The organism is Mucilaginibacter sp. P1_A3, assembly GCF_056406855.1.
Map to the genome: position 1 here is coordinate 220,687 of NZ_JBFTZJ010000009.1, position 20,183 is coordinate 240,869.

At 41.7% G+C, this 20,183-nt stretch carries 17 protein-coding genes; 9 read left to right on the forward strand and 8 right to left on the reverse strand.

Annotation, left to right across the window (positions count from 1 at the left end; translation table 11 throughout):
- Positions 1–27: 27 nt before the first annotated feature.
- Together AC1D0K_RS20370 and AC1D0K_RS20375 are read left to right on the forward strand one after the other, a co-directional pair.
- Positions 28–618, forward strand: a complete 591-nt coding sequence (locus AC1D0K_RS20370; RefSeq protein ID WP_477391289.1) for a cysteine hydrolase family protein — start codon at positions 28–30, stop codon at positions 616–618.
- Positions 619–991: 373 nt separating this feature from the next.
- On the forward strand, positions 992–2,089 hold the full coding sequence (locus AC1D0K_RS20375; RefSeq protein WP_477391288.1) for an AI-2E family transporter: 1,098 nt from the start codon (positions 992–994) through the stop codon (positions 2,087–2,089).
- A 115-nt stretch (positions 2,090–2,204) separates the two neighbouring features.
- Here AC1D0K_RS20375 and AC1D0K_RS20380 read toward each other — a convergent pair whose 3' ends face one another.
- The 5 genes from AC1D0K_RS20380 to AC1D0K_RS20400 all read right to left on the reverse strand — a co-directional run bounded on the left by AC1D0K_RS20380 (position 2,205) and on the right by AC1D0K_RS20400 (position 8,100).
- Entirely contained in the window at positions 2,205–3,542 is a 1,338-nt protein-coding gene (locus AC1D0K_RS20380; RefSeq protein WP_477391286.1) for a M16 family metallopeptidase, read from the reverse strand.
- 14 nt (positions 3,543–3,556) lie between these two features.
- Positions 3,557–4,936 (reverse strand): M16 family metallopeptidase, encoded by a 1,380-nt coding sequence (locus tag AC1D0K_RS20385; RefSeq protein ID WP_477391284.1) that lies wholly within the window; start codon positions 4,934–4,936, stop codon positions 3,557–3,559.
- Positions 4,937–5,054: 118 nt separating this feature from the next.
- Positions 5,055–5,756, reverse strand: a complete 702-nt coding sequence (locus tag AC1D0K_RS20390) for a hypothetical protein (protein ID WP_477391282.1) — start codon at positions 5,754–5,756, stop codon at positions 5,055–5,057.
- A gap of 289 nt (positions 5,757–6,045) precedes the next feature.
- Positions 6,046–7,890, reverse strand: coding sequence for a UbiD family decarboxylase (locus AC1D0K_RS20395; protein WP_477391280.1), 1,845 nt, complete (start codon positions 7,888–7,890; stop codon positions 6,046–6,048).
- 42 nt (positions 7,891–7,932) lie between these two features.
- A complete protein-coding gene (locus AC1D0K_RS20400; RefSeq protein WP_477391278.1) occupies positions 7,933–8,100 on the reverse strand; it encodes a hypothetical protein in 168 nt (55 codons plus the stop codon).
- Between the two features lie 112 nt (positions 8,101–8,212).
- Here AC1D0K_RS20400 and AC1D0K_RS20405 point away from each other — a divergent pair, with 112 nt between their 5' ends.
- From AC1D0K_RS20405 to AC1D0K_RS20415, 3 genes are all read left to right on the forward strand, one after another.
- Positions 8,213–9,049 carry a sulfite exporter TauE/SafE family protein gene (locus AC1D0K_RS20405; protein WP_477391276.1) on the forward strand — a complete coding sequence of 279 codons (837 nt, stop codon included), beginning with the start codon at positions 8,213–8,215 and terminating at the stop codon, positions 9,047–9,049.
- Positions 9,050–9,058: 9 nt separating this feature from the next.
- Positions 9,059–9,445 (forward strand): DUF1634 domain-containing protein, encoded by a 387-nt coding sequence (locus tag AC1D0K_RS20410; protein WP_295717851.1) that lies wholly within the window; start codon positions 9,059–9,061, stop codon positions 9,443–9,445.
- A 62-nt stretch (positions 9,446–9,507) separates the two neighbouring features.
- Entirely contained in the window at positions 9,508–9,723 is a 216-nt protein-coding gene (locus tag AC1D0K_RS20415) for a KTSC domain-containing protein (RefSeq protein WP_295717849.1), read from the forward strand.
- A gap of 5 nt (positions 9,724–9,728) precedes the next feature.
- On the opposite strand, the gene AC1D0K_RS20420 is transcribed toward AC1D0K_RS20415, so the two are convergent.
- The gene (locus tag AC1D0K_RS20420) at positions 9,729–12,080 is read right to left on the reverse strand and encodes a TonB-dependent receptor domain-containing protein (protein WP_477391274.1); all 2,352 of its coding nucleotides are present in this window, start codon (positions 12,078–12,080) and stop codon (positions 9,729–9,731) included.
- A gap of 376 nt (positions 12,081–12,456) precedes the next feature.
- Here AC1D0K_RS20420 and AC1D0K_RS20425 point away from each other — a divergent pair, with 376 nt between their 5' ends.
- Positions 12,457–13,764, forward strand: coding sequence for a serine aminopeptidase domain-containing protein (locus tag AC1D0K_RS20425; protein ID WP_477391272.1), 1,308 nt, complete (start codon positions 12,457–12,459; stop codon positions 13,762–13,764).
- Positions 13,765–13,967: 203 nt separating this feature from the next.
- Here AC1D0K_RS20425 and AC1D0K_RS20430 read toward each other — a convergent pair whose 3' ends face one another.
- Positions 13,968–14,444 carry a DinB family protein gene (locus AC1D0K_RS20430; RefSeq protein ID WP_477391270.1) on the reverse strand — a complete coding sequence of 159 codons (477 nt, stop codon included), beginning with the start codon at positions 14,442–14,444 and terminating at the stop codon, positions 13,968–13,970.
- Positions 14,445–14,528: 84 nt separating this feature from the next.
- Between AC1D0K_RS20430 and AC1D0K_RS20435 the strand changes: the two genes are divergently transcribed.
- Complete coding sequence (locus tag AC1D0K_RS20435) at positions 14,529–16,310, forward strand: DUF885 domain-containing protein (RefSeq protein ID WP_477391268.1); 1,782 nt, start codon at positions 14,529–14,531, stop codon at positions 16,308–16,310.
- A gap of 259 nt (positions 16,311–16,569) precedes the next feature.
- Here AC1D0K_RS20435 and AC1D0K_RS20440 read toward each other — a convergent pair whose 3' ends face one another.
- The gene (locus tag AC1D0K_RS20440) at positions 16,570–16,815 is read right to left on the reverse strand and encodes a hypothetical protein (RefSeq protein ID WP_295717836.1); all 246 of its coding nucleotides are present in this window, start codon (positions 16,813–16,815) and stop codon (positions 16,570–16,572) included.
- Positions 16,816–16,968: 153 nt separating this feature from the next.
- On the opposite strand from AC1D0K_RS20440, the gene AC1D0K_RS20445 reads away from it, so the two are divergent.
- Together AC1D0K_RS20445 and ligA are read left to right on the forward strand one after the other, a co-directional pair.
- A complete protein-coding gene (locus tag AC1D0K_RS20445; RefSeq protein WP_477391266.1) occupies positions 16,969–17,877 on the forward strand; it encodes a DUF6263 family protein in 909 nt (302 codons plus the stop codon).
- Between the two features lie 98 nt (positions 17,878–17,975).
- A complete protein-coding gene (ligA, locus tag AC1D0K_RS20450) occupies positions 17,976–19,991 on the forward strand; it encodes an NAD-dependent DNA ligase LigA (RefSeq protein ID WP_477391264.1) in 2,016 nt (671 codons plus the stop codon).
- Positions 19,992–20,183: the final 192 nt, after the last annotated feature.

Here is a 20,183-nt window from a genome sequence, read left to right on the forward strand (position 1 = left end):
CCCTCTCAAAAGCCGCAATTTTGAGCTATGAAAACACTCAGCAACAGTAACCCCGCCTTAATACTAATTGATATACAGCAGGGTTTTGATAACATACCCTACTGGGGCGGCGAACGCAATAACCCCGGTGCCGAAGCAAATGCCCGTAAACTGCTTGATCACTGGCGGGCAAGCAACCTGCCGCTTTTTCATATTCAGCATTGCTCGGTCAACCCCAACTCCCCGCTGGCCGAAGGTAATCCAGGCAACGCGCACAAACAAATTGTACAGCCTTTGTCTGGCGAACCGGTGATCAAAAAATCGGTAAACAGCTCTTTTATCGGTACTAACCTGCAGGAGCAGCTGGATGCCGCCGGTATTGATACCATAGTTATTGTTGGCCTTACCACCGAACATTGCGTATCAACCACCGCCCGCATGGCCGGTAATTTTGGTTACCATACCTACGTAGTTGCCGATGCCACCGCCGCCTTTGCCAAAACTGGTATCAAAGGCGAACATTACAATGCCGAAACCGTCCACCTAACCGCGCTGGCCCAACTAAATAACGAGTTTGCCACCGTACTAAACACCGAAGAGGTACTTAGCGCTTTAAAAAAAAACGATGATTTTCTTTAGCAACTTTTTCAGAAAACTTGCGGCAGCTTATGCACCGGTTTCGCAGGTGCTGGCGGTGATGAAGTGATAGGTATGACTTGTGAATTTTTCACTATTTATGTCCCCTCGGGGTCTCTCACAGAGGACCCTGAGGTTCCACGATCACTACGCATAAACGCGGCCTTCGTAAATGATACAGGCTTAGTACAACCGCAGGGTCCTCTGCGAGAGGCCCTGCGGGGACGGAACGCGGCCTTCGTAAATGATACAGGCTTAGTACAACCGCAGGGTCCTCTGCGAGAGACCCTGCGGGGACGGAATTATTTATCTAAATCAAGATAAAACAATTGTGTCATTTACTCCTTGATTTGGGTATACCTTATTTTCTGCCTGTATGCCTGTAAAAGAATACCCTTTTTATCTCAAGAGTACCGTTATATTGTTTGGTCTCATTTTATTGGTTTATGTTTTCGCTCAGCTTGCCGATGTAATGGTCCCGTTGGCATTCTCGGCTTTTATTGCCATTTTACTTAACCCGCTTTGTAACCGGTTTGAGGATAAAAAGATTCCCAAGATAATCTCTATCGCGATTACCATGTTAATTGCAGCTATTGTAATAGCAGGGTTGTTTTATTTCTTATCCACCCAGATTATTCAGTTTGGTGACTCGTTGCCGATGCTGAAGCAAAAATTTGCCTCCTTAACCGTATCGGCAAAGGAATGGGTAGCTACAACATTTGGCCTGGCGGTGCAGAAGCAAAACCAGATGATCAAAGATGCTTTGGATAACAGCCAGTCGATGGTTGGTAAAACCCTTGGGTCGGTTTTGGATACCCTGGGTTTGGTATTTGTGGTGCCGGTGTATGTTTTTTTAATGCTGTACTATAAAACGCTGTTACTTAATTTCTTTTTCGAAGTATTTTCAGAAGAGAACTCCAAACGTGTGGCAGATGTGCTTAAAGAAACCAAGCTGGCTATCCAGAGTTACATCATCGGTTTACTTATCGAAATGGCTATTGTTGCCGTACTAAACTCTACGGCGTTGATGTTGCTTGGTGTAAAATACGGGATCCTGATAGGGGTTATCGGCGCTATCTTAAACCTGCTACCTTACATAGGTGGTATTATTGCTATCGCTTTGCCAGTACTAATGGCTACAGTAACCAAGGATGGATATTCTACGCAATTAGGTGCAGTTATTGCTTACCTGGTAATTCAGTTTATTGATAATAACATCCTGGTGCCGCGCATCGTATCGTCCAAAGTACAAATCAATGCGCTGATATCTATTATCGTGGTATTGTTGGGCAATATGCTTTGGGGATTATCGGGCATGTTTCTTTCCATACCGTTTATAGCGGTACTCAAAATTATTTTCGACCGTATAGATGGTCTCAAGCCATGGGGCAAATTACTTGGCGATACCGTACCCACCCGCCACAAAGGGCAAATATGGGGCAGAAGGAAAAAGGCTGTGCTTCCTGCGGAGTAACTCAAATTCAAACTTGAAACCGGGCAATGGGCAATTTGCTTATCTACCCCTATAAAAGCCAAAAGTCAAAACCGCTATGCAATTTTGACTTTTGACTTTTTAATTTTGACTTCAATTAATGGCTGACGCCGTTTTCGCCTTTGTTTAAAGTTCCGTTGATATATAATACCTGGTTTACTTTTTTAGGATCGCCCTGGTATACCCAAACAATATTGTTGATATAGGTTTTAAATGCATTGTTAACCTGATCGGTTGTTAGTTTTTTAACATCATCAACCAGGGTTAAAGAGCGTTTCCAGTTGTTGAACAGCACTTCGTTTGATGCAATTGATGATGCCTGCGCGCTGTTGGTTTCATTTTTATAATAGAAACCGGTAAGGTAGGTTACCTTCATATTGGCTACCTCTTCTGGTTTGAAACCATCGGTTTTTACCTTATCAACCAGTTTATCAAATACCGCTATATATTTATCGGGCTGGGTGGTTGCTACCGCAAACCTGGCGGTAGATGTTTGTCCAACGCTAAACCACGCTTGTGGCGAATAGGATAAGCCATTGTTGGTACGTACATCTAAAAAATGACGGTTGGCAAATATTCGCATGGCTACGTTAAAGGCATCAAAATCCTCGCTGCCGGGGATAGGGCCACTGGTAACACCTTCTACATAGTTGGTAGCCAGATCACGCGACTCAACATTGATACTGTTTTTATAAACCCTGAACGATGCTTTTTTAAACTCAAATGCACCGCCTTTTTTTACGCCATCAAGCATAGCCTTAACTTTGGCTTCAATTGTAGCCTGGTCAAGATCGGCCACTACCACAATCAGCAAACGCGATTTGGTGAATATGGATGAGTAAAAAGCTTTTGTTTCTTCCGGGGTTAATTTAGATATGATATCAACCGTTCCGGCCGGGTCTTTAGCATAGTCGCGGTTTACAAAAGCTATCTTATCAGCAAGTTTATCAATAGCCGCATCAGGCTGCGAGTCGGTGCTTTTTATTTGGTTGATAGCATCCTGTTTAATACGGGTAAATTCCTTGGCATCAAAACGGGGCTGAGTCATGGCCTCCACATATAGCGGCCAAACTACATCCAGGTCGCTTTTAATACAGTTCATGCGCACTACCGAGTAGTTTTTGTTACTGTAACCGTAAACGGTGGCGCTTACTTTATCCAAAATGTTTTTAAAGCTATTTTTATCGTGGTTAACAGTTCCGCATTCGGTAAGGGCGCTCATCGCCATTGATTCAATCCCCATTTTATCGGCTCTGTAATTTTGTACACCGCCTTTAATAATGGTTTGTATCTCCACAATATCGTTACCGCTGGGCTGTACTATTACTTTTACGCCATCAACAGTGGTTTCATAAGCAGCCTTTTGCGCCTGCGCTGTTTTTATACTTCCTATCGCCGTTGCAATTAACAGGGTGATTATATATTTCTTCATCATGATAAGATTTAAAATTACTTAGCTACAAAAAATGAAGCTGCATTTAATTGTTTACTTAACTCAGGTGCTATGATCAGGCCTGCAGCGTATGGTTTACCTGTTATGTAAGTGCTTACAAACTTTTGTATATCGGCACGGGTTACTTTTTGGTAATTGCTATCCAAATCGGTTGCAAAATCAAGCGAGGTACTGCACCACTGATAGCTAAGCTGGCTGGCTAATGATGAAGGTTTTTCTTTACGGTGAACGCTGTTTCTTAAAAGAATAGCTTTGGCATCTTTTAACTGCTCATCTGTATAATAATCTGCTTTGCCCCATTGGCTTATCTGGTTTATGACCTCATCATAGCATTCTTTAAGTTTGGTAGGGTTAGGTTCAATCCCCATATCTACCGGGCCAACATACTTGCTGGTAGTATAATTTAAATACACACTGCTTGCCAGTCCCTTATCAACCAAAGCCTGCTGTAATTTCGAGGAGTTTAATCCCAAAATAGTACTAAATACATCAGCGGCAACAGTTGATGCCGAATCAGTTAAATAGGATGGACCCTGCCATGAGATCTGCATAGACGGGGTTTGCGCTATGGTAGTTTCTTTTATAAAATACTCGCTTTTGGTTAATGGCTTAAACGGCGGGATAGGGTATTTTTCATGTGGATTGAAACCACTGCTGGCCCAATCGCCAAATATCTTTTCGGCCATGGCAAAGGCTGCATCATGTTTTACATCGCCGCAAATGGTAAGCAAGCTATTGTTGGGGAAATAGTATTTGTTTTTGATGACCATCATCTTTTCGGGAGTGGCGGTGTTGATCACTTCATGTATCCCTATGGCATTTTTACGGGTGATGAGATCGCCCCAAAGCTTTTGCTGAATACCAAACCACAGCTGGAAACCCGGATCGCTTTCGGCACGTTGAAATTCGCCGTCAACAACAGGGCGCTCCTTTTTCATATCTTCCTCGCGGTAAATAGGGAAACGGATAGCGGCGTTCATAAACTTTAAACCCGCGTTAAGGCTGTCCCTGTCAAAAGTAAAGAAGTAATTTACACGCTCAACATCGGTGGTACCATTAAAAATAGCGCCAAGTTCCTGTATACGTTTTAAAAAGGCTTCCTGGTTTGGATAATCCTTATTAGCCTTAAAAAACATGTGTTCAAAAAGGTGACTTAAGCCACTAAATTCCGGGCCCTCGGTATAGGCACCATTTTTTACGGCAATTTCTATGGTAGCCAAAGGCACCTTGCTGTTTTCAATAACAACCACTTCCAGTCCGTTTGGAAGTTTTTTCCAGAAATAGCCTTCGGGCAGGCGGGGTTGGGCAATCGCTATGCAAAAGCTGAATACCCCAATAACACTAAGTGTTAATTTTTTAATAAGATTTTGGGTCATATATTAATAATGTTTTAAACACTATAAATATATTGGTATAAATTATGAAAAGGAAAATTTTAGTCCTTTTTAACTTAATTGTTAGTTATATGTAATGGGTGCCACCAGGAGTTGCATATTACATGTTGGATTTAATACTATTATAAGGCAGACCCATATCATCAATGGAGTATTGGGTAAGTACACTATCTTTTATAGTAATGTAGTCGCCACGATCAGTCACCATCCATTTTTCAACGCCATCTTTATGAATTACAGTTGGGATAGTTGCCGAAACTACTTTGCCCGTGGTATCCAGTTCCAGTATATAATATTCTTTCTTCGGATCGGTTAAATCTCTGAATGGGATGATAACCGTATGGTTATTATCATCAATAAAGTGCCCGAAAAAATTTTGATCCTTTAATTCTTTAGGATGAAAACCGATGAGCTTTTTAGCAGTTTGAGCAGATACGCCTATGATTTTTAACCTTACAATATTGCCATCAGCATCTTTTAAAGTATCCTGCATGGTTGCTATTTGGGCATTAGGGTATTTAGCAATGGCATAAAAATTATTCACACCCGTGTTTTTATCACTATGGCCGGGCAGCAAATAACAAAGTTGCAGGTTGGGTAATGCAGCGCTATCAGCTTTTATTTTGCCGGCGATGCTAAGCAACTGACCCTCGGTTAAACGGCCATTGATATTAACAATTACCTTACTGGCGGTATCTGATTTGGTAACTCTTGATATGGTGTAATGAGGTACATCTTTTTTAGTGCAGCTAAATGCTGAAAGGATAATTAAACAAAGCAGTAGGTATGGTGTGTTTTTCATAGCGTACAAAGATAACACGATTTAAGGACTTGGTGTGATGGACAGGATTTTTGACTGCTGATTTCTGTTTAATTAGGTTGATGCCTCAAGTCGTCCTGAACTTGTTTTATGTTCCCACAGCACAGGAGCCCGCATGATATTGCCCTTGCATGTGGGGTGCTGATCCGCTGGCCAGCGGACAGCATGACTTTGGGGATAATTTATCCTTGCTCCTTTGTCCGAAAATCCTTTATCTGAAAGTCCGAACGTCCAAAAGTCCTTTATCCGAAAATCCTTGCTCCCCAAAATCCTAAATAATCCCATAAAGCGCTCCGCCTTTTTCGCCCATTTTATCAATTAGCTTTTCAACTTCGGGTACCCGTTCCAGTACGGGTGCATGGTGTGGTTTAATGCGGGCATCAATAATAAGCGGACCGGTGCAGCCCCAGTGTTTGTGATCGGTAAAGCTGCCTATACCGTAAATATCGTGCGAGGGATTGCTCCTGGTAAAGGTTACCCAAACAAAGTTGTTGATGTTTTGGGCAGCAAAGGCGGCATCATCACATAGTACAATTAATGGCAATCCGCTTAGTTCTTCCTCCTCTTCTTTAAGGCGGTATTCAATAATGCTAATGATGTTATCTATATCCTTGTGATTTACGTGCTTTGGTACCTCAACCATCAGAACGCCGGGCATAGCCATTTTAAAGTTGTTAACCGGCCTGGGTAAATCAAACCATGATGGCAGTTCCGTCCACAGTTCATGTTTAATTTCTCCGGCTACAGTAATGGCAACTTTACTGCCCGTATTGAGCCCGTCGCCGCTATAGTCAAGGGTATCAATGGTTGTCCGGGTATAAAAGTGAAGGTCGCGGGTAAGGTCAACGCGTTGCAGCATGTGCCGCAGAAAAGCTTCGATGTTGTTTACATCTAATGTAACATCATCTTCCTGTGCAGCAATCAGCAGGTATTTAGCCAAACTCAGCTGGCTTTTGCCTAAAATATGATTGGCAATGGTTAGTATCTCCTGTGGTTTGCGCTCTTTGATGTAGGGGGTATAACGCTCGCTGCCTATTGCAAATAACAGCGGGTGTACACCTGCCGCGTCTACCGCGTTAACGGCGTGCAGGCCGGGGATCTCCTTAGGGATGGCGGCACCGCTGATCTCATGGATCAGCGCGCCAAAGCTGGTATCCTCCTGTGGCGGGCGACCAACCACCGTGAACGACCAGATGGCATCTTTACGGTGATATACGTTATGGACCTTAAGCAGCGGGAAAGGGTGCTTTAAACTATAATAACCTAAATGATCGCCGAACGGACCCTCGGGTTTATTCTCCAGCGGCATAACCGTTCCGGTGATCACAAAATCCGCATCCGAAGAAATACAGAATCCCTCGTCATCATAAAAATACCGGAACCGGCGGTTACCCAAAGCCCCGGCAAAGGTCATTTCAGATAAACCTTCGGGCAGCGGCATTACCGCGGCAACGGGGTGGGAGGGTGGTCCGCCAACAAATATGCTCACTTTTAAAGGCTGCCCTTTTGCGTTTGCTTTGGTTTGGTGCACGCCAATGCCGCGGTGCAGCTGGTAATGCAAGCCAATTTCTTCATTCAAAATATAATCGTTACCCGCCAGCTGAATCCGGTACATGCCCAAATTGGCATTCATGATGCCCGGTTTATCGGCATCCTCAGTATATACCTGTGGCATGGTGACAAAGGGGCCGCCATCCATGGGCCAGTTCACTATCTGCGGAATATCACTTATCTTACATTTACCCCAATTTACCGGGGCGTTGCTACTGCCTTTCATCGGCAGGGCAGATAGGGCGGTAAGCGCTACGTTGGCGTATTTAAAGGGATGCTTTATGGCCTTTAACGGATCGTTTTTTAGTTCGACAAGAGTTTTGATCTTATCGAGTGTATCTCTGAAAATAAACTTAGATCGCTCCAGCGTACCAAACAAATTAGATACCGCGGGGAATTTGCTTCCTTTTACATTTTCGAAAAGTATGGCCGGACCCTGGTTTTCAAACACCCGGAGGTGAATGGCCGCCATTTGCAGATACGGGTCAACTTCTTCTTTAATACGTACCAGGTGACCATGCTTTTCCAAGTCGGCAATACAAGCCTGTAAACTTTTATAACCCATGCGCGAAATTACTCATTACTGGTTAGTGATTGATCATCGAAGTTATTTTTTTGCCGATGAATTCAATGGTTGCCATTGGTCATCGAAGTTGTTTTTTTTGCCGATAAATTTTATGTAAGCATTAAGTTTTAGGTGGATTAGCTTTAATTTTTTTATTAGCAGGTGATAGGTATCTTCCTCAATGTCCAAATCTTCTAAACGATTACTCATAATTTCGAGTTAACTTAATGACTAATTGTTATATATTAAAATACTTGCCGAAACCCGGGTGGCTATCTAAAAAAGTTATTACTATTTTCGCAGATAAATATTGCTGCAAATTATGTCGGTAATTGTACTAACGCTTATTATTCTTATCGGCTCGTATTTTGCGGGATTACTGGGTTCGCTAACCGGTTTGGGTGGTGGGGTGGTTATTATACCCCTGCTTACGCTGTTGTTAAAGGTTGATATTCATTATGCCATCGGCGCATCGTTGGTATCGGTAATTGCAACTTCTTCAGGTTCGGCGGCGGCTTACGTTAAAGAGGGCATCACCAATATCAGGCTGGGTATGTTTTTGGAAATAGCCACTACTGCCGGGGCTATGGTAGGCGCGTTGATAGCCATTTATATTCCTACTCATTATATCGCGGTTTTATTTGGGTTGATATTAATCCTGTCGGCCATCATGTCTTTAAAGAAAAAGGCCGAGATCATTAATCAGGAGCCAAGCAAACTGGCCGAAAAATTAAAGTTGAACAGTACATACCCATCGGGTAATGGCCCTGTGGCCTATAAGGTTAAAAATGTAAGTGGCGGCTTTTTTATGATGCTGTTTGCAGGGGCCATATCGGGTTTACTGGGGATAGGCTCTGGCGCGTTAAAGGTGCTGGCGATGGATACCATTATGCGTATTCCCTTTAAAGTATCCACCACAACAAGTAACTTTATGATAGGTGTTACGGCGGCAGCAAGCGCGGTTGTATACCTGCAACGTGGATACATTGACCCGGGATTATCCATGCCCGTTGCTATTGGAGTTTTACTGGGCGCACTTAGCGGCTCAAAAATACTGGTACACACCAGTTCATCAGGCTGGTTGCGCTGGGTTTTTGCCGTAGTAGTTACCTTTTTGGCTTCGCAAATGATATATAACGGATTTACAGGGAAAATATAGTTAATACTAATGGCAAATAAGCGATTCAAAGATGCCGACATGCAATCCATAATAGGATGGATACTGCGCGCAGGGGTTATTATATCCATGAGTGTGGTGTTTATTGGTGGTTTGTTGTACCTGTACAGGCATGGGCAAAGCCATGTTGATTATAGCACCTTTAAGGGGGTGCCAGATTTTGTACATAGTGCAAGCGGTATCATTAACGGTATTTTTACGTTACGCGGGAGGGCCATTATACAGGCCGGCGTTATATTGTTGATTGCCACACCCATAGTAAGGGTTGTATTCTCGGCCATCGGTTTTGTATTGGAGAAAGATTACCTGTACCTGTGCATTACATTGTTGGTTTTACTTATCATTTTGGCAAGCATGCTGAGCGGCCACGCCGGTTAAATATTTTTTAAAACCTTTTTGTCCATATAAATATTATATATAATAATATTAAAATTGGGACTATGCAAAGGCAACCTGTACAGTCATCGGCACTAAATAGCGCAGGCTATGATCCTGCCTCCAGGATATTGGAACTGGAGTTTAGGGATAGTGGAGGTGTTTGGCAGTATTTTGGCTTTTCGAAGGCATCTTTTAAGAAATTCATACACGCCGAATCATTAGGTAATTTTTTTGTAACCCGCATAAAAGGCAAATACCCAGAGTTAAGGATCAAATAAGCATATTAGTTGCCTGTGCGCCTTTGTTCATCATCGCTCCCGGTGTTGTGTTTGGTAGCCGATTTAACGGTTGCTTTTCCAAAACGGTATGAAAAGCCTATTCTCCACACACGGGTTTCTTTTTTATTAATTTCTGATAAATCGACGTTTTGGTAAGCGGCATGGTTGAGGTCACGGTCGGTATTGAAAACATCATTCAGATTTATTTTTATACTTCCGCGTTTATTAAATAGCTGCTTGCTGATGCCGGCATTAACAGTATAGCTTTGTTTAAGCTGATTAACACCATATAAAGTAGGCGATTCATACCTGCCCGAAATCTCGGCAGAAATAGTGCTGCTGAGCACAAAAGTTTGTGTACTGTTAAAAATAATATCCTGCGATGCTTTGTTGAAATTGCCATTAGCCGCGTATGCTTTATAACGCAGGTATGATGCATCCAAATTGAAATTAGCAGACCACCAGCTGGTAAATTGTACAGGTGCATAAAACGATATTCCGTAGGAGAATATGCGGCCAAAGTTTTTACGCTCTGTTATGTTAACCTTGGTGGTATCATTTTGCCGGTATACCGGAAAATCATAGGCGTCATCAGTTTGACTGTAATATAATGAGGTTATAAACTCACCGTTATAAGTGTGTGATAGCTGGATGGTAGTAGTAAACTCAGGCTTTAGGTTTGGGTTGCCAGAGCGGTAATCATAAGGATCGGTATAGTATAAAAACGGATTAATATCCTGGTAATCGGGGCGGTGGATACCACTGTTATAGCTTACGGTGTAAACATTTTTATCATTATAGGTATATGACGCCTGTGCCTGCGGAAAAAGGTTAAAATAGTTATTACTGTTTGTAACCCCATTGTTTTGGTTCAACGCGAGCGAGCTGCCTCTTGAAGCAGTATTTTCGGCACGAAGACCAGCGGTGATATCCCATTTGCCAATTTTGTTGATGTAATTAACATAGCCCGAGCTTACAACCTCGGTATACAAAAAGCGGTTACTGAAATTGGGGTCGGCCTGGTAGATATTGATTCCGGGTAGTTTGGGGCCAAACAGGAGGGTGTTATCACTCTTGGCATGGTTATATTTTGCGCCAACCTCAAATTTCGCGGTTTTTGATAGCGGGTTAATGAAATCTATCTTCGATGTCCAGATGTGGATGCTTGATGGCGAAATGTTTTCCAGCATCATATCATCGCGATAAGTATTACCATTGGGCAGATAAAACGTATTGGTAATATATTCATCGGAGTGGCGCACGTAGGTAGAGTAATTTACATCAGCTGCAAGGCTCCTGCCGCTTTTATCCAGCACACCATTATAATTAATATTATAATTTAAAAAACTACTGGTCCTTAACAGATCTGATTTTGCTGTAATTAACGAATCGAGCTTGTTTTGGTTAGATATTTTTAAGTCATTATTTTTTACAAAGGCATCCTTCTTTACAATGCCGCTAACCAAAAAACCGATGGTTTGCTTTGATGAAAGGGCATAATCGGCACCTAACCTGAAGTTATGATTTTGTGTTTTTTGGATATTATTATAGGCAACATTATAATTGCTTAACGTATCACTATATTTAATGTTACGATTGGTGTTAATGCTGCGGTGGGTTTTCCCGTCATCAAATGTATAGCTGCCAAATATATTAAGGTTTGCTGTGCGGTTATTGAAAACTATCCCGGCTCTGCCTTTGGCATATTTACCCATGCCGGCACCTGCAGTAAAGGTGCCGTTTGTACCTATGTTTTTGCCTTTTTTAAGCACAATATTAATAATGCCACCACCCGATGCATCGTATTTGGCTGATGTGCTGCTGATGACTTCAATCTGATCAACGGTGCTGCTTTGCATGCCGCGCAACATGTTATTAAGGTCATCGCCGGTGAGGTTGGTTGGCCTGCCATCAATGGTGATTAAGGCCGGCTGCCGGCCAATTACACTCAGGGATTCCTTATCGCCCCCAACATGCACCCCCGGCGATTGGCGCAATACATCATAGGCCGAATTACCATCGGCCAAAACACTATTTTGAACGTTTAGTATAATTTTACCCGGCTTTACTTCAATATAAGGTTTGCGGGCCACAATGGTAACATCTTTTAGCTGGGTGCTTACCTGTTTAAGGATAATGTTAGGGGCAATAAAAGTTTGGCCCGCGGATAATTTGTAGGGGCCAGAGTAAACTTTGCCACTGCCTATCTGGGTTACTAAAAGTAAATAATTTCCTGATTTTAAGTTGTTTAACTGGTATTTTCCGAGTTTGTCAACCAAGCCGGAACTAATTATGGTTGAATCTGCATATTGCATCAGTACAACGGTAGCCGCCTCGGCGGGGCTATTGGTATCCATCAAAACTTTACCTTGAATGGCAGAAGATTTTGTTTGCGCAAGAGAAATAGAGCACACTCCAATTAGGAATGCAAAAAAAATGCTTCCGAATAAAACCCTCATTAACAGTAGATGTAGAAATTCCCGATATTTTTCAGTTTAGAAAATGTAACGCAATATAACACAAAATATTAAATTGATAATATTTTAACAGTTTGTTTTTTACAATATATTAATACTAAAGTTTTGCCGCTATTTGTTGTTTTTTTACGAATAATGCATTTTATAAACAAACCCCGCGTTTAGAATTAAATATGTAAATCAATTAAAATGAAACCCATACGTTTTTTATTAATTTCGCATCAAACAGGCATATGCCGGTTGGAAGATTATAACCATGAAGAAAGTTAGTTTTTTAGTACTTATCATATGTTTTGCAACCAAGCTTTTTGCACAAACAGAGCCGGTTAATTATAAGGCTGCATTGAGCAGGTTTAAACAGTTTTACAACAACAGCAAGCCCGATAGTATTTTCAATTATTTTAGCCCCGAAATGAAGGCGGCCCTGCCATTGGAGAGCTTTAAAACCACCACCCTTCAACTAAAAACGCAGATGGGCGACCTGGTGGATGCCGATTTTGTGAAACTTGCAAGCTCGGTAGCTTCTTACAAGGCAACATTTAAAAAAGGAACATTTCTGTTAAATATAGCCTTAAACACTAAAGACCAATACACCGGTTTGTTTTTAAAACCATATGAGGACGATGCTGCAACTGCTATCAAACCCGCAGCGCCAACATTTACAATGGATCCATCCATTACCGAAACGCCTGTATCTGTAAAAAACCTTGCAGGCTCAATATCCGGCACACTGGCAATGCCTAAAAATGTAACAGGTAAAGTACCGGTAGTATTGATTATTGCCGGATCTGGCCCTACTGACAGAGATGGTAACAGTCCTAAGTTAGGTTTATCGGCCAATATTTATAAAATGCTTGCAAACGAATTGGGCAAAAGCGGTATTGCATCGTTACGTTATGATAAGCGTTTGGTTGGTCAAAGTGTAAGCTCGACTACTGAAAATCAAATAAGGTTTGAGGATTATGTGGAAGATGCAGTTAACCTGATAAATTTCCTGAATGATGATGAGCGTTTTTCGAGGGTGATTGTATTGGGCCATAGCGAAGGATCATTGGTAGGTATGCTTTCATCTATTGATGAGCCGGTAAAAGGGTTCGTTTCCGTAGCAGGCGCCGGCGATTCGGCAGATATTATCCTTACCGAGCAAATGAAATCGCAGCCAACACATATTTCTGAAGGATTTAAACGGATGCTTGACAGCTTGAAAAAAGGAAAAACAACCGATAATATCGATCCTTCGTTATATTTCGTAGCAAGACCCGGTATTCAAAAATACCTGATGTCCTGGTTCAGGTATAATCCTGCCCGTGAGATAAGGAAATTGAAAATCCCTATCCTGATTGTTCAGGGTACTACCGATCTGCAGGTAAAAGTTACCGATGCCGAAAAATTAAAAAAGGCCAAATCGGATGCTATACTTGATATTATCCCGGAAATGAACCACGTTTTAAAAGAAGCGCCCGCAGATAAGGATAAAAATATAGCCACCTATAATCAACCCGATCTGCCCCTCAAACCCGAATTTGTAAAGGCAGTTATTAGTTTTGTGAAGAAGGTAAGGTAGTTTTTTTTACTATCGAGGCAAGGAATAAAAACCGGGCACTCTGAATAATGAAATAACGTTAAAAATGGGTTGTCATGCTGAGCTTGTCGAAGCATGTGGGCAAAGGCCTCTGCGCGCGCCCCTTCGACAGGCTCAGGGTGACAGGCTTTTTTAGAAAGCGTTTATTTAAAATCCCCCCCCCCCCTTTACGGCGTTAGGGGGGCCTATTCCCAAACCCCCAATAATCTCCTGATTACGATGATCTCTGCTACATGGTAGGCCATATGGTCTGCCACCTGCAATGCTTCACGCAAAATATTCTGGCCTTCCCCATGAGGGATTCTGGTAAATATATCGGCGGTTTTCACCAGGTTTATGAGTTCATCAAGGTCTTTATTTATTTGTTTAACAGATTGATCCCAGGCTTCATCGCTCCCTGGGGTAGTTTCTTTTGGCCAGTAGTCATCGGGCCATTTAGGCGATTGATGGTTGCTATCCTTACAAAACTCCAGCATATCCCACTGTGCAATGCGGATATGCTCAACTAATTGCCAAATGCTGTAAGGTAATTTATCGGGCTTTGCGCCACACTGGTTTTTAGGTAATCCGTCTAAAGCTTTTTTGATATCAGCATGCGCATTACCACCCTGCAGCAGATGCACTACTTCTTCAATTAAAATTTCATGTTGGCTATTCGTCATGTTCAAAGTAACAAATTAAGCACCGGTTTGATTTATATGCCTTAAATGTTTTAAGTTTATGCGGCATTATAATTCAATTACCCCGTGATAAAAAATATTCTATTTAAAATAACGCTGGCTGTTGTGCTTTTCATGATAGCTTTAACCGGCTGCAAAAAGGAAGGCGCAAGCAGCTATCCCAACTTTAGTAAAGATGATGAAGCTTTCACCATTTATGAAAACTCTTTCCTGGATGGTTTATGGAAACAGAACCCTGACTGGGCTACCTCTGTTGGTTACCATAAATATGATAGTTTGCTATTTATCCCTAATCAGCAAAGCCGCGATAAAATGCTGGATTTTGCCAAGGTGCAGAAAGATTCATTAAGCAGATTTGATGTAAACACACTTAATGAAAGCAATAAGGTAGATTATAAAATGATGGAAAATCAACTGGATTATGCCCAATGGCAGATAAAACAGTTGAAAAGTTATGAGTGGGATCCGTCATCATACAACGTAGTTGGCACTTTTGCCTATATATTAAATGAGCATTATGCCCCGCTGCCTAAACGTTTGCGCAATTTTTATCAACGCATGGTTAATGTGCCGCTTTTTTATAAAGAAGCCCAAAAACAGATAAAAAATCCGGTTGCAGAATTGACCAGCCTTGCTATTGAGCAAAACCTGGGTGGTGTGGATGTAATTGAAAAAGACTTTGCCGATTCGCTGCAGAAAACCAATATCCCCAAGGCCGAACAAAAATTAATGACCGATAGGGCCGCCATTACTGTTAAAGCTATAAAGGAGTATGCCGCATGGTTAAAGAATTTAAAGAACGATCATCCACGCAGTTTCAGACTGGGTAAGGATCTGTATGAAGATAAATTTAAATACGAAGTGGTAGCGGAAAATACTGCTCAGCAAGTTTACAATGCCGCTGTAATGCGTAAAAAATATGTTCATCAGCAAATGGCTAAAATTAGCAGGCAGTTGTGGCCAAAATATTTTGCTAATAAAGCGATGCCTGTTGATTCATTGCAGATGATTGCCCAGATGATTGATACCCTGTCGGCAAATCACGTAAAGCCTGATGAGTTTCAGTCGGCCATTGTGCAGTTGATCCCTAAGCTTAATAATTTTGTACGAACCAAGGATCTGGTAACGCTTGATCCTACCAAACCGCTCATTGTTCGTAAAGAGCCGGGTTATATGGCAGGTGTTGCTGGTGCATCTATGAGCGGCCCCGGCCCTTATGATAAAAACGGAAATTCCTATTATAATGTAGGTAGTTTATCAGGTTGGCCAAAAGAGAAGGCAGAAAGTTACCTGCGCGAATACAATCAATACATCATCCAGATTTTGAGCATCCATGAGGCTGTTCCCGGCCATTATGTACAAGGTGTTTATGCCAATAAGGCGCCGAGTATCATTAAAGCAGTATTTGGTAATGGCGCCATGGCCGAAGGCTGGGCTGTATATAGTGAGCAGATGATGCTGGATGCTGGCTATGGCAATAATGAACCCGAAATGTTGCTGATGTGGTACAAATGGAACCTGCGTTCGGTATGTAATGCTATATTGGATTACAGTGTACACAGTAACAACATGACCAAAGAGCAGGCTATTAAAATGCTTACTACCGAGGCTTTTCAACAACAGGCAGAAGCTGACGGTAAATGGAAAAGGGTGAGTGTTAGCAGTGTTCAGCTAACCAGCTACTACACCGGTTTTAAAGAGATCATGGATCTGCGCGATGCCTGGAAAGATAAAATGGGAGATAAATATAAGCTTAAGGATTTTAACGAAAAATTCCTGAGCTATGGCAGCGCCCCGGTTAAATTTATTAAAGAAGCCATGCTGGCAAAACCGGTGGTGAAAAAGTAGCGGAGCTTTAATCGAAGGAAAAAAAGTTTTAGAAGTTTTTGTCATCCTGAACGTAGTGAAGGATCTATTAGCAGACTGTACAGGGCGAAGAAGCATAGCGAATATGGATCCTTCACTGCGTTCAGGATGACAAAATGTTTTTTGAAAATAACATGTCTGATCAGCACAAAAAAAGATAGCCCATGAATAATAAATTCCCATGGACTATGAACCATGAGCCATTATCCATGAACTATCAAATTCTTTGTTACCTGGTTTATTAAGAAGCGTAATGACTTTTTATATGGAATGCAAGTTGGGCCATGATGTTATCTTCCAGTTTACCCTGACAGCAAACAACGCTGCGGTTTTCATCAAAATTAACTTCAGCGATAATTTTACCCTGGTCAACCACGCGGAACTTTCCTGCTTCGTTGGGTAAAATAGCTACTACACGTTCATCATTTTTAAAATTGATCAACACGTGGAACTGACGCTGTGGTAAAAATGCTATTTGTTGTAACATAAAAACCCTCCTTTCGGTTAATAAAACGCTTAAAACTGTAAAGAGCCAATACTTAAATAAAGTTAATAAAATTAGTTTTAATTATTCGTTAAAATAATTACATTTTTTTTGATAAAATAATGTAATATCTTAGCCTTATAAGCTGGTATCTATATGAAATTTCTATTCAGCCTGTTTTTACTGTTAATTACAACCGTGGCCTGCCAGGGGCAAAAGTTAAAACTCGTTTTGCATTTAACAAAAGGTAATACTTACAATATGATTACCACTACAACATCTGCCATAAAGCAAACCATAAACGGGCAGGTGAATAATATTGATGTTACTATATCAGGAACTACATCATTTAAAGTGCTTAATGCCGATGATTCCCTCTATTATATGGAGGTTACCTACAAAGGCCTGACTATGAGAATGCAGCTACCCAACGGGCCGGTTAGTTTCGATTCACAGAAAAAAGACCCTGCAGATATCATGTCATCTATTTTGGGCGGCCTTATAGATAAACCCTTTACGTCCACCTTTACCAAAAGCGGTAAAATTCATTCGGTTGAAAATGTGGAAAGCATGATATCCTCGGTTTTGGATGGTTTTCCGCAGTTGCAGGGAGCACAAAAAGATCAGCTAAAGGCAAAGTTCATACAATCATTTGGCGGTGGTGCTATTAAAGGAAGTATTGAGATGTCAACAGCTGTTTTCCCGGAAATAGCGGTGGCGAAAAATGATAAATGGACTATACACACCAGGCTGCAAAGTACCATGAAGGCCAACGTAACAACAGTTTATCAGCTAACTGATGTTACCCCCTCCAGCTACGTGATACATGGCGAGGGGGCCATAATAACCATCGTAGATCCGGTGGAAGGCATGCCGATGAAATATGACATGAAGGGTACCATGATATCAGATGTTAAGGCTGATAAAGTAACCGGCTGGATTACCGAATCAAAAATTAAACAAAGTATCAGCGGTACCGTATCCATAAAAGATAACCCGGATACCCCCGGCGGTATCACCTTCCCCATGAGCATGATTGGTGAAACGGTTATTACCGATAAGTAAAAATTTATAGTAGGTGGATCATAGTTTGTTCATCAAAAAAGAAATGAACTATGATTTATGAACCATCAACCAATTGACTAATTTCTTAACTTCGTCCCATGTCACCCGCCGAAGCTAAAACCCAGATCCAGGCATTAACCACCGAGTTAAAGCAGCACAATTACAACTACTATGTGCTGGCTATGCCTACTATTGCCGATTTTGATTTCGATAAAAAGTTAGAGCAACTCAACAAGCTGGAGAAGGAATTTCCGGAGTTTGCTGATCCGGATTCGCCTACGCAAAGGGTAGGCGGTGATGTCACCAAAGAGTTTGTAACGGTAAAACACCGCTGGCCAATGCTATCATTAGGTAACACGTATAATGCGCAGGAGCTTGTGGAGTTTGATCAGCGTATCCGTAAAGCTATTGGTGATAGTTTTGAATACGTTTGTGAGCTTAAGTTTGATGGCCTTAGCATGAGCCTGACTTACGAGGCTGGTAAACTGGTACGTGCCGTAACCCGCGGCGATGGTACACAGGGCGATGAGGTAACAACCAATGTACGCACTATTCACAGCATCCCTAAAAAGTTAGATAAGGGTGAGTTCCCCGAACTGTTTGAGATACGCGGCGAGGTATTTATGCACCTGAAAGCATTTGAGCGGTTAAACAAAGAGCGTACAGACAATGGTGAAGTGGCTTATGCCAATCCACGTAATTTTGCATCGGGCACTATGAAACTGCAGGATTCGGCCGAAGTGGCCAGGCGCCCGCTGGATTGTTTCCTGTATGGACTATATACCGAAAAAACTTTGTTTAAAACCCATTGGGAAAGTCTGGAAGCTGTAAAAAGCTGGGGTTTTCACGTAGATAACCACAGTGCCTTATGCAGCGACATCAATGACGTGCTGGAATTTATAAACAAATGGGATAAAGACCGTTTTGGTTTGAGTTATGATATCGACGGCATAGTTATTAAAATAAATAATTACTCGCAGCAGCAGGAGCTGGGCTTTACCTCCAAATCACCCCGCTGGGCCATATCCTATAAGTTTAAAGCCGAGCGAGTGGAAACCGAACTGTTGCAGGTAACTTACCAGGTTGGCCGTACTGGTGCGGTTACGCCGGTAGCCAACTTAAAGCCGGTGCTGCTGGCCGGCACTACGGTAAAACGGGCCACCCTGCACAATGCGGATGAAATTACCGAACGCCTGAAACTACACGAGCACGATACCGTTTTTGTTGAAAAAGGGGGAGAGATTATCCCGAAAATCATCAGTGTAAATTTAGATAAGCGCAAGCCCGATGCAAAAGCTATAGCTTATATAACCCATTGCCCGGCATGCAACACAGCTTTGTTACGTACCGAAGGTGAAGCTGCCTGGTACTGCTCTAATGATGAAGGCTGCCCGCCACAGATAGTGGGTAAAATGCAGCACTTTACTGGTCGAAAGGCGATGGATATTGATGGCCTGGGTGATGAAACAATTGAAACCTTATTTAAACAAGGATTTATTAAGCGGATCAGCGATCTGTATAACCTGCATGAGCATAGCGCTGAATTAAAGAAGTTGGGCCGTTTTGGTGAAAAATCCATCAACAATATGCTGGAAGGTATCGAAAAATCAAAACAGATGCCGTTTGAAAAAGTATTGTTTGGCCTGGGTATCCGTTATATTGGCGAAACAGTTGCCAAAAAACTGGCTTTTCATTTTAAAACAATAGATAAGCTGATGGCTGCAAGTTTAGAAGAACTGGTAGCTGCAGAAGAAATAGGCGAACGTATTGCCCAAAGCATTATTGAATATTTTGGCAACGAAACACATCAGCAGGAAATAGAAAAATTAAAGGTACAGGGCTTGCAGTTTGTTGTTGTTGAAAATGAAGTAAAACTGGCCAGCGAGAAGTTAACCGGGCAAAGTTTTATTATATCGGGTGTTTTTGAAAAATTCTCGCGCGACGAATTGAAAGATATTATTGAGCAAAATGGTGGTAAAATATTGAGTAGTATTTCGGCTAAATTGAGTTATGTTGTGGCGGGTGATAACATGGGGCCTGCCAAGCTTGAAAAAGCACAAAAATTAAATATCCCAATCATAAGTGATCAGGAATTAATAGATAAGATAAGCTGAAATTAGGGTGTTTTTTTTATTTTAGATAATTTATTTCCTATTGAGAAACAATACATACTAATAAGTCTTTTTTGAAATAAATTAAAAAATTCGACAGTAATATTTACGTAGATTGTAATAGGTATTTCAATCACATATTTTCTAAACCGGGTTTACTTCCAATTTGATCTGAACATGAAAAATTTTGTACAA

What these genes read in the sequence shown, in the direction of transcription:
- AC1D0K_RS20370 (WP_477391289.1), top strand. Translation starts at nt 28, where the DNA reads ATGAAAACACTCAGCAACAGTAACCCCGCCTTAATACTAATTGATATA.
- AC1D0K_RS20375 (WP_477391288.1), top strand. Translation starts at nt 992, where the DNA reads ATGCCTGTAAAAGAATACCCTTTTTATCTCAAGAGTACCGTTATATTG.
- AC1D0K_RS20380 (WP_477391286.1), bottom strand. Translation starts at nt 3,542, where the DNA reads ATGATGAAGAAATATATAATCACCCTGTTAATTGCAACGGCGATAGGA.
- AC1D0K_RS20385 (WP_477391284.1), bottom strand. Translation starts at nt 4,936, where the DNA reads ATGACCCAAAATCTTATTAAAAAATTAACACTTAGTGTTATTGGGGTA.
- AC1D0K_RS20390 (WP_477391282.1), bottom strand. Translation starts at nt 5,756, where the DNA reads ATGAAAAACACACCATACCTACTGCTTTGTTTAATTATCCTTTCAGCA.
- AC1D0K_RS20395 (WP_477391280.1), bottom strand. Translation starts at nt 7,890, where the DNA reads ATGGGTTATAAAAGTTTACAGGCTTGTATTGCCGACTTGGAAAAGCAT.
- AC1D0K_RS20400 (WP_477391278.1), bottom strand. Translation starts at nt 8,100, where the DNA reads ATGAGTAATCGTTTAGAAGATTTGGACATTGAGGAAGATACCTATCAC.
- AC1D0K_RS20405 (WP_477391276.1), top strand. Translation starts at nt 8,213, where the DNA reads ATGTCGGTAATTGTACTAACGCTTATTATTCTTATCGGCTCGTATTTT.
- AC1D0K_RS20410 (WP_295717851.1), top strand. Translation starts at nt 9,059, where the DNA reads ATGGCAAATAAGCGATTCAAAGATGCCGACATGCAATCCATAATAGGA.
- AC1D0K_RS20415 (WP_295717849.1), top strand. Translation starts at nt 9,508, where the DNA reads ATGCAAAGGCAACCTGTACAGTCATCGGCACTAAATAGCGCAGGCTAT.
- AC1D0K_RS20420 (WP_477391274.1), bottom strand. Translation starts at nt 12,080, where the DNA reads ATGGATACCAATAGCCCCGCCGAGGCGGCTACCGTTGTACTGATGCAA.
- AC1D0K_RS20425 (WP_477391272.1), top strand. Translation starts at nt 12,457, where the DNA reads ATGAAGAAAGTTAGTTTTTTAGTACTTATCATATGTTTTGCAACCAAG.
- AC1D0K_RS20430 (WP_477391270.1), bottom strand. Translation starts at nt 14,444, where the DNA reads ATGACGAATAGCCAACATGAAATTTTAATTGAAGAAGTAGTGCATCTG.
- AC1D0K_RS20440 (WP_295717836.1), bottom strand. Translation starts at nt 16,815, where the DNA reads ATGTTACAACAAATAGCATTTTTACCACAGCGTCAGTTCCACGTGTTG.
- AC1D0K_RS20445 (WP_477391266.1), top strand. Translation starts at nt 16,969, where the DNA reads ATGAAATTTCTATTCAGCCTGTTTTTACTGTTAATTACAACCGTGGCC.
- ligA (WP_477391264.1), top strand. Translation starts at nt 17,976, where the DNA reads ATGTCACCCGCCGAAGCTAAAACCCAGATCCAGGCATTAACCACCGAG.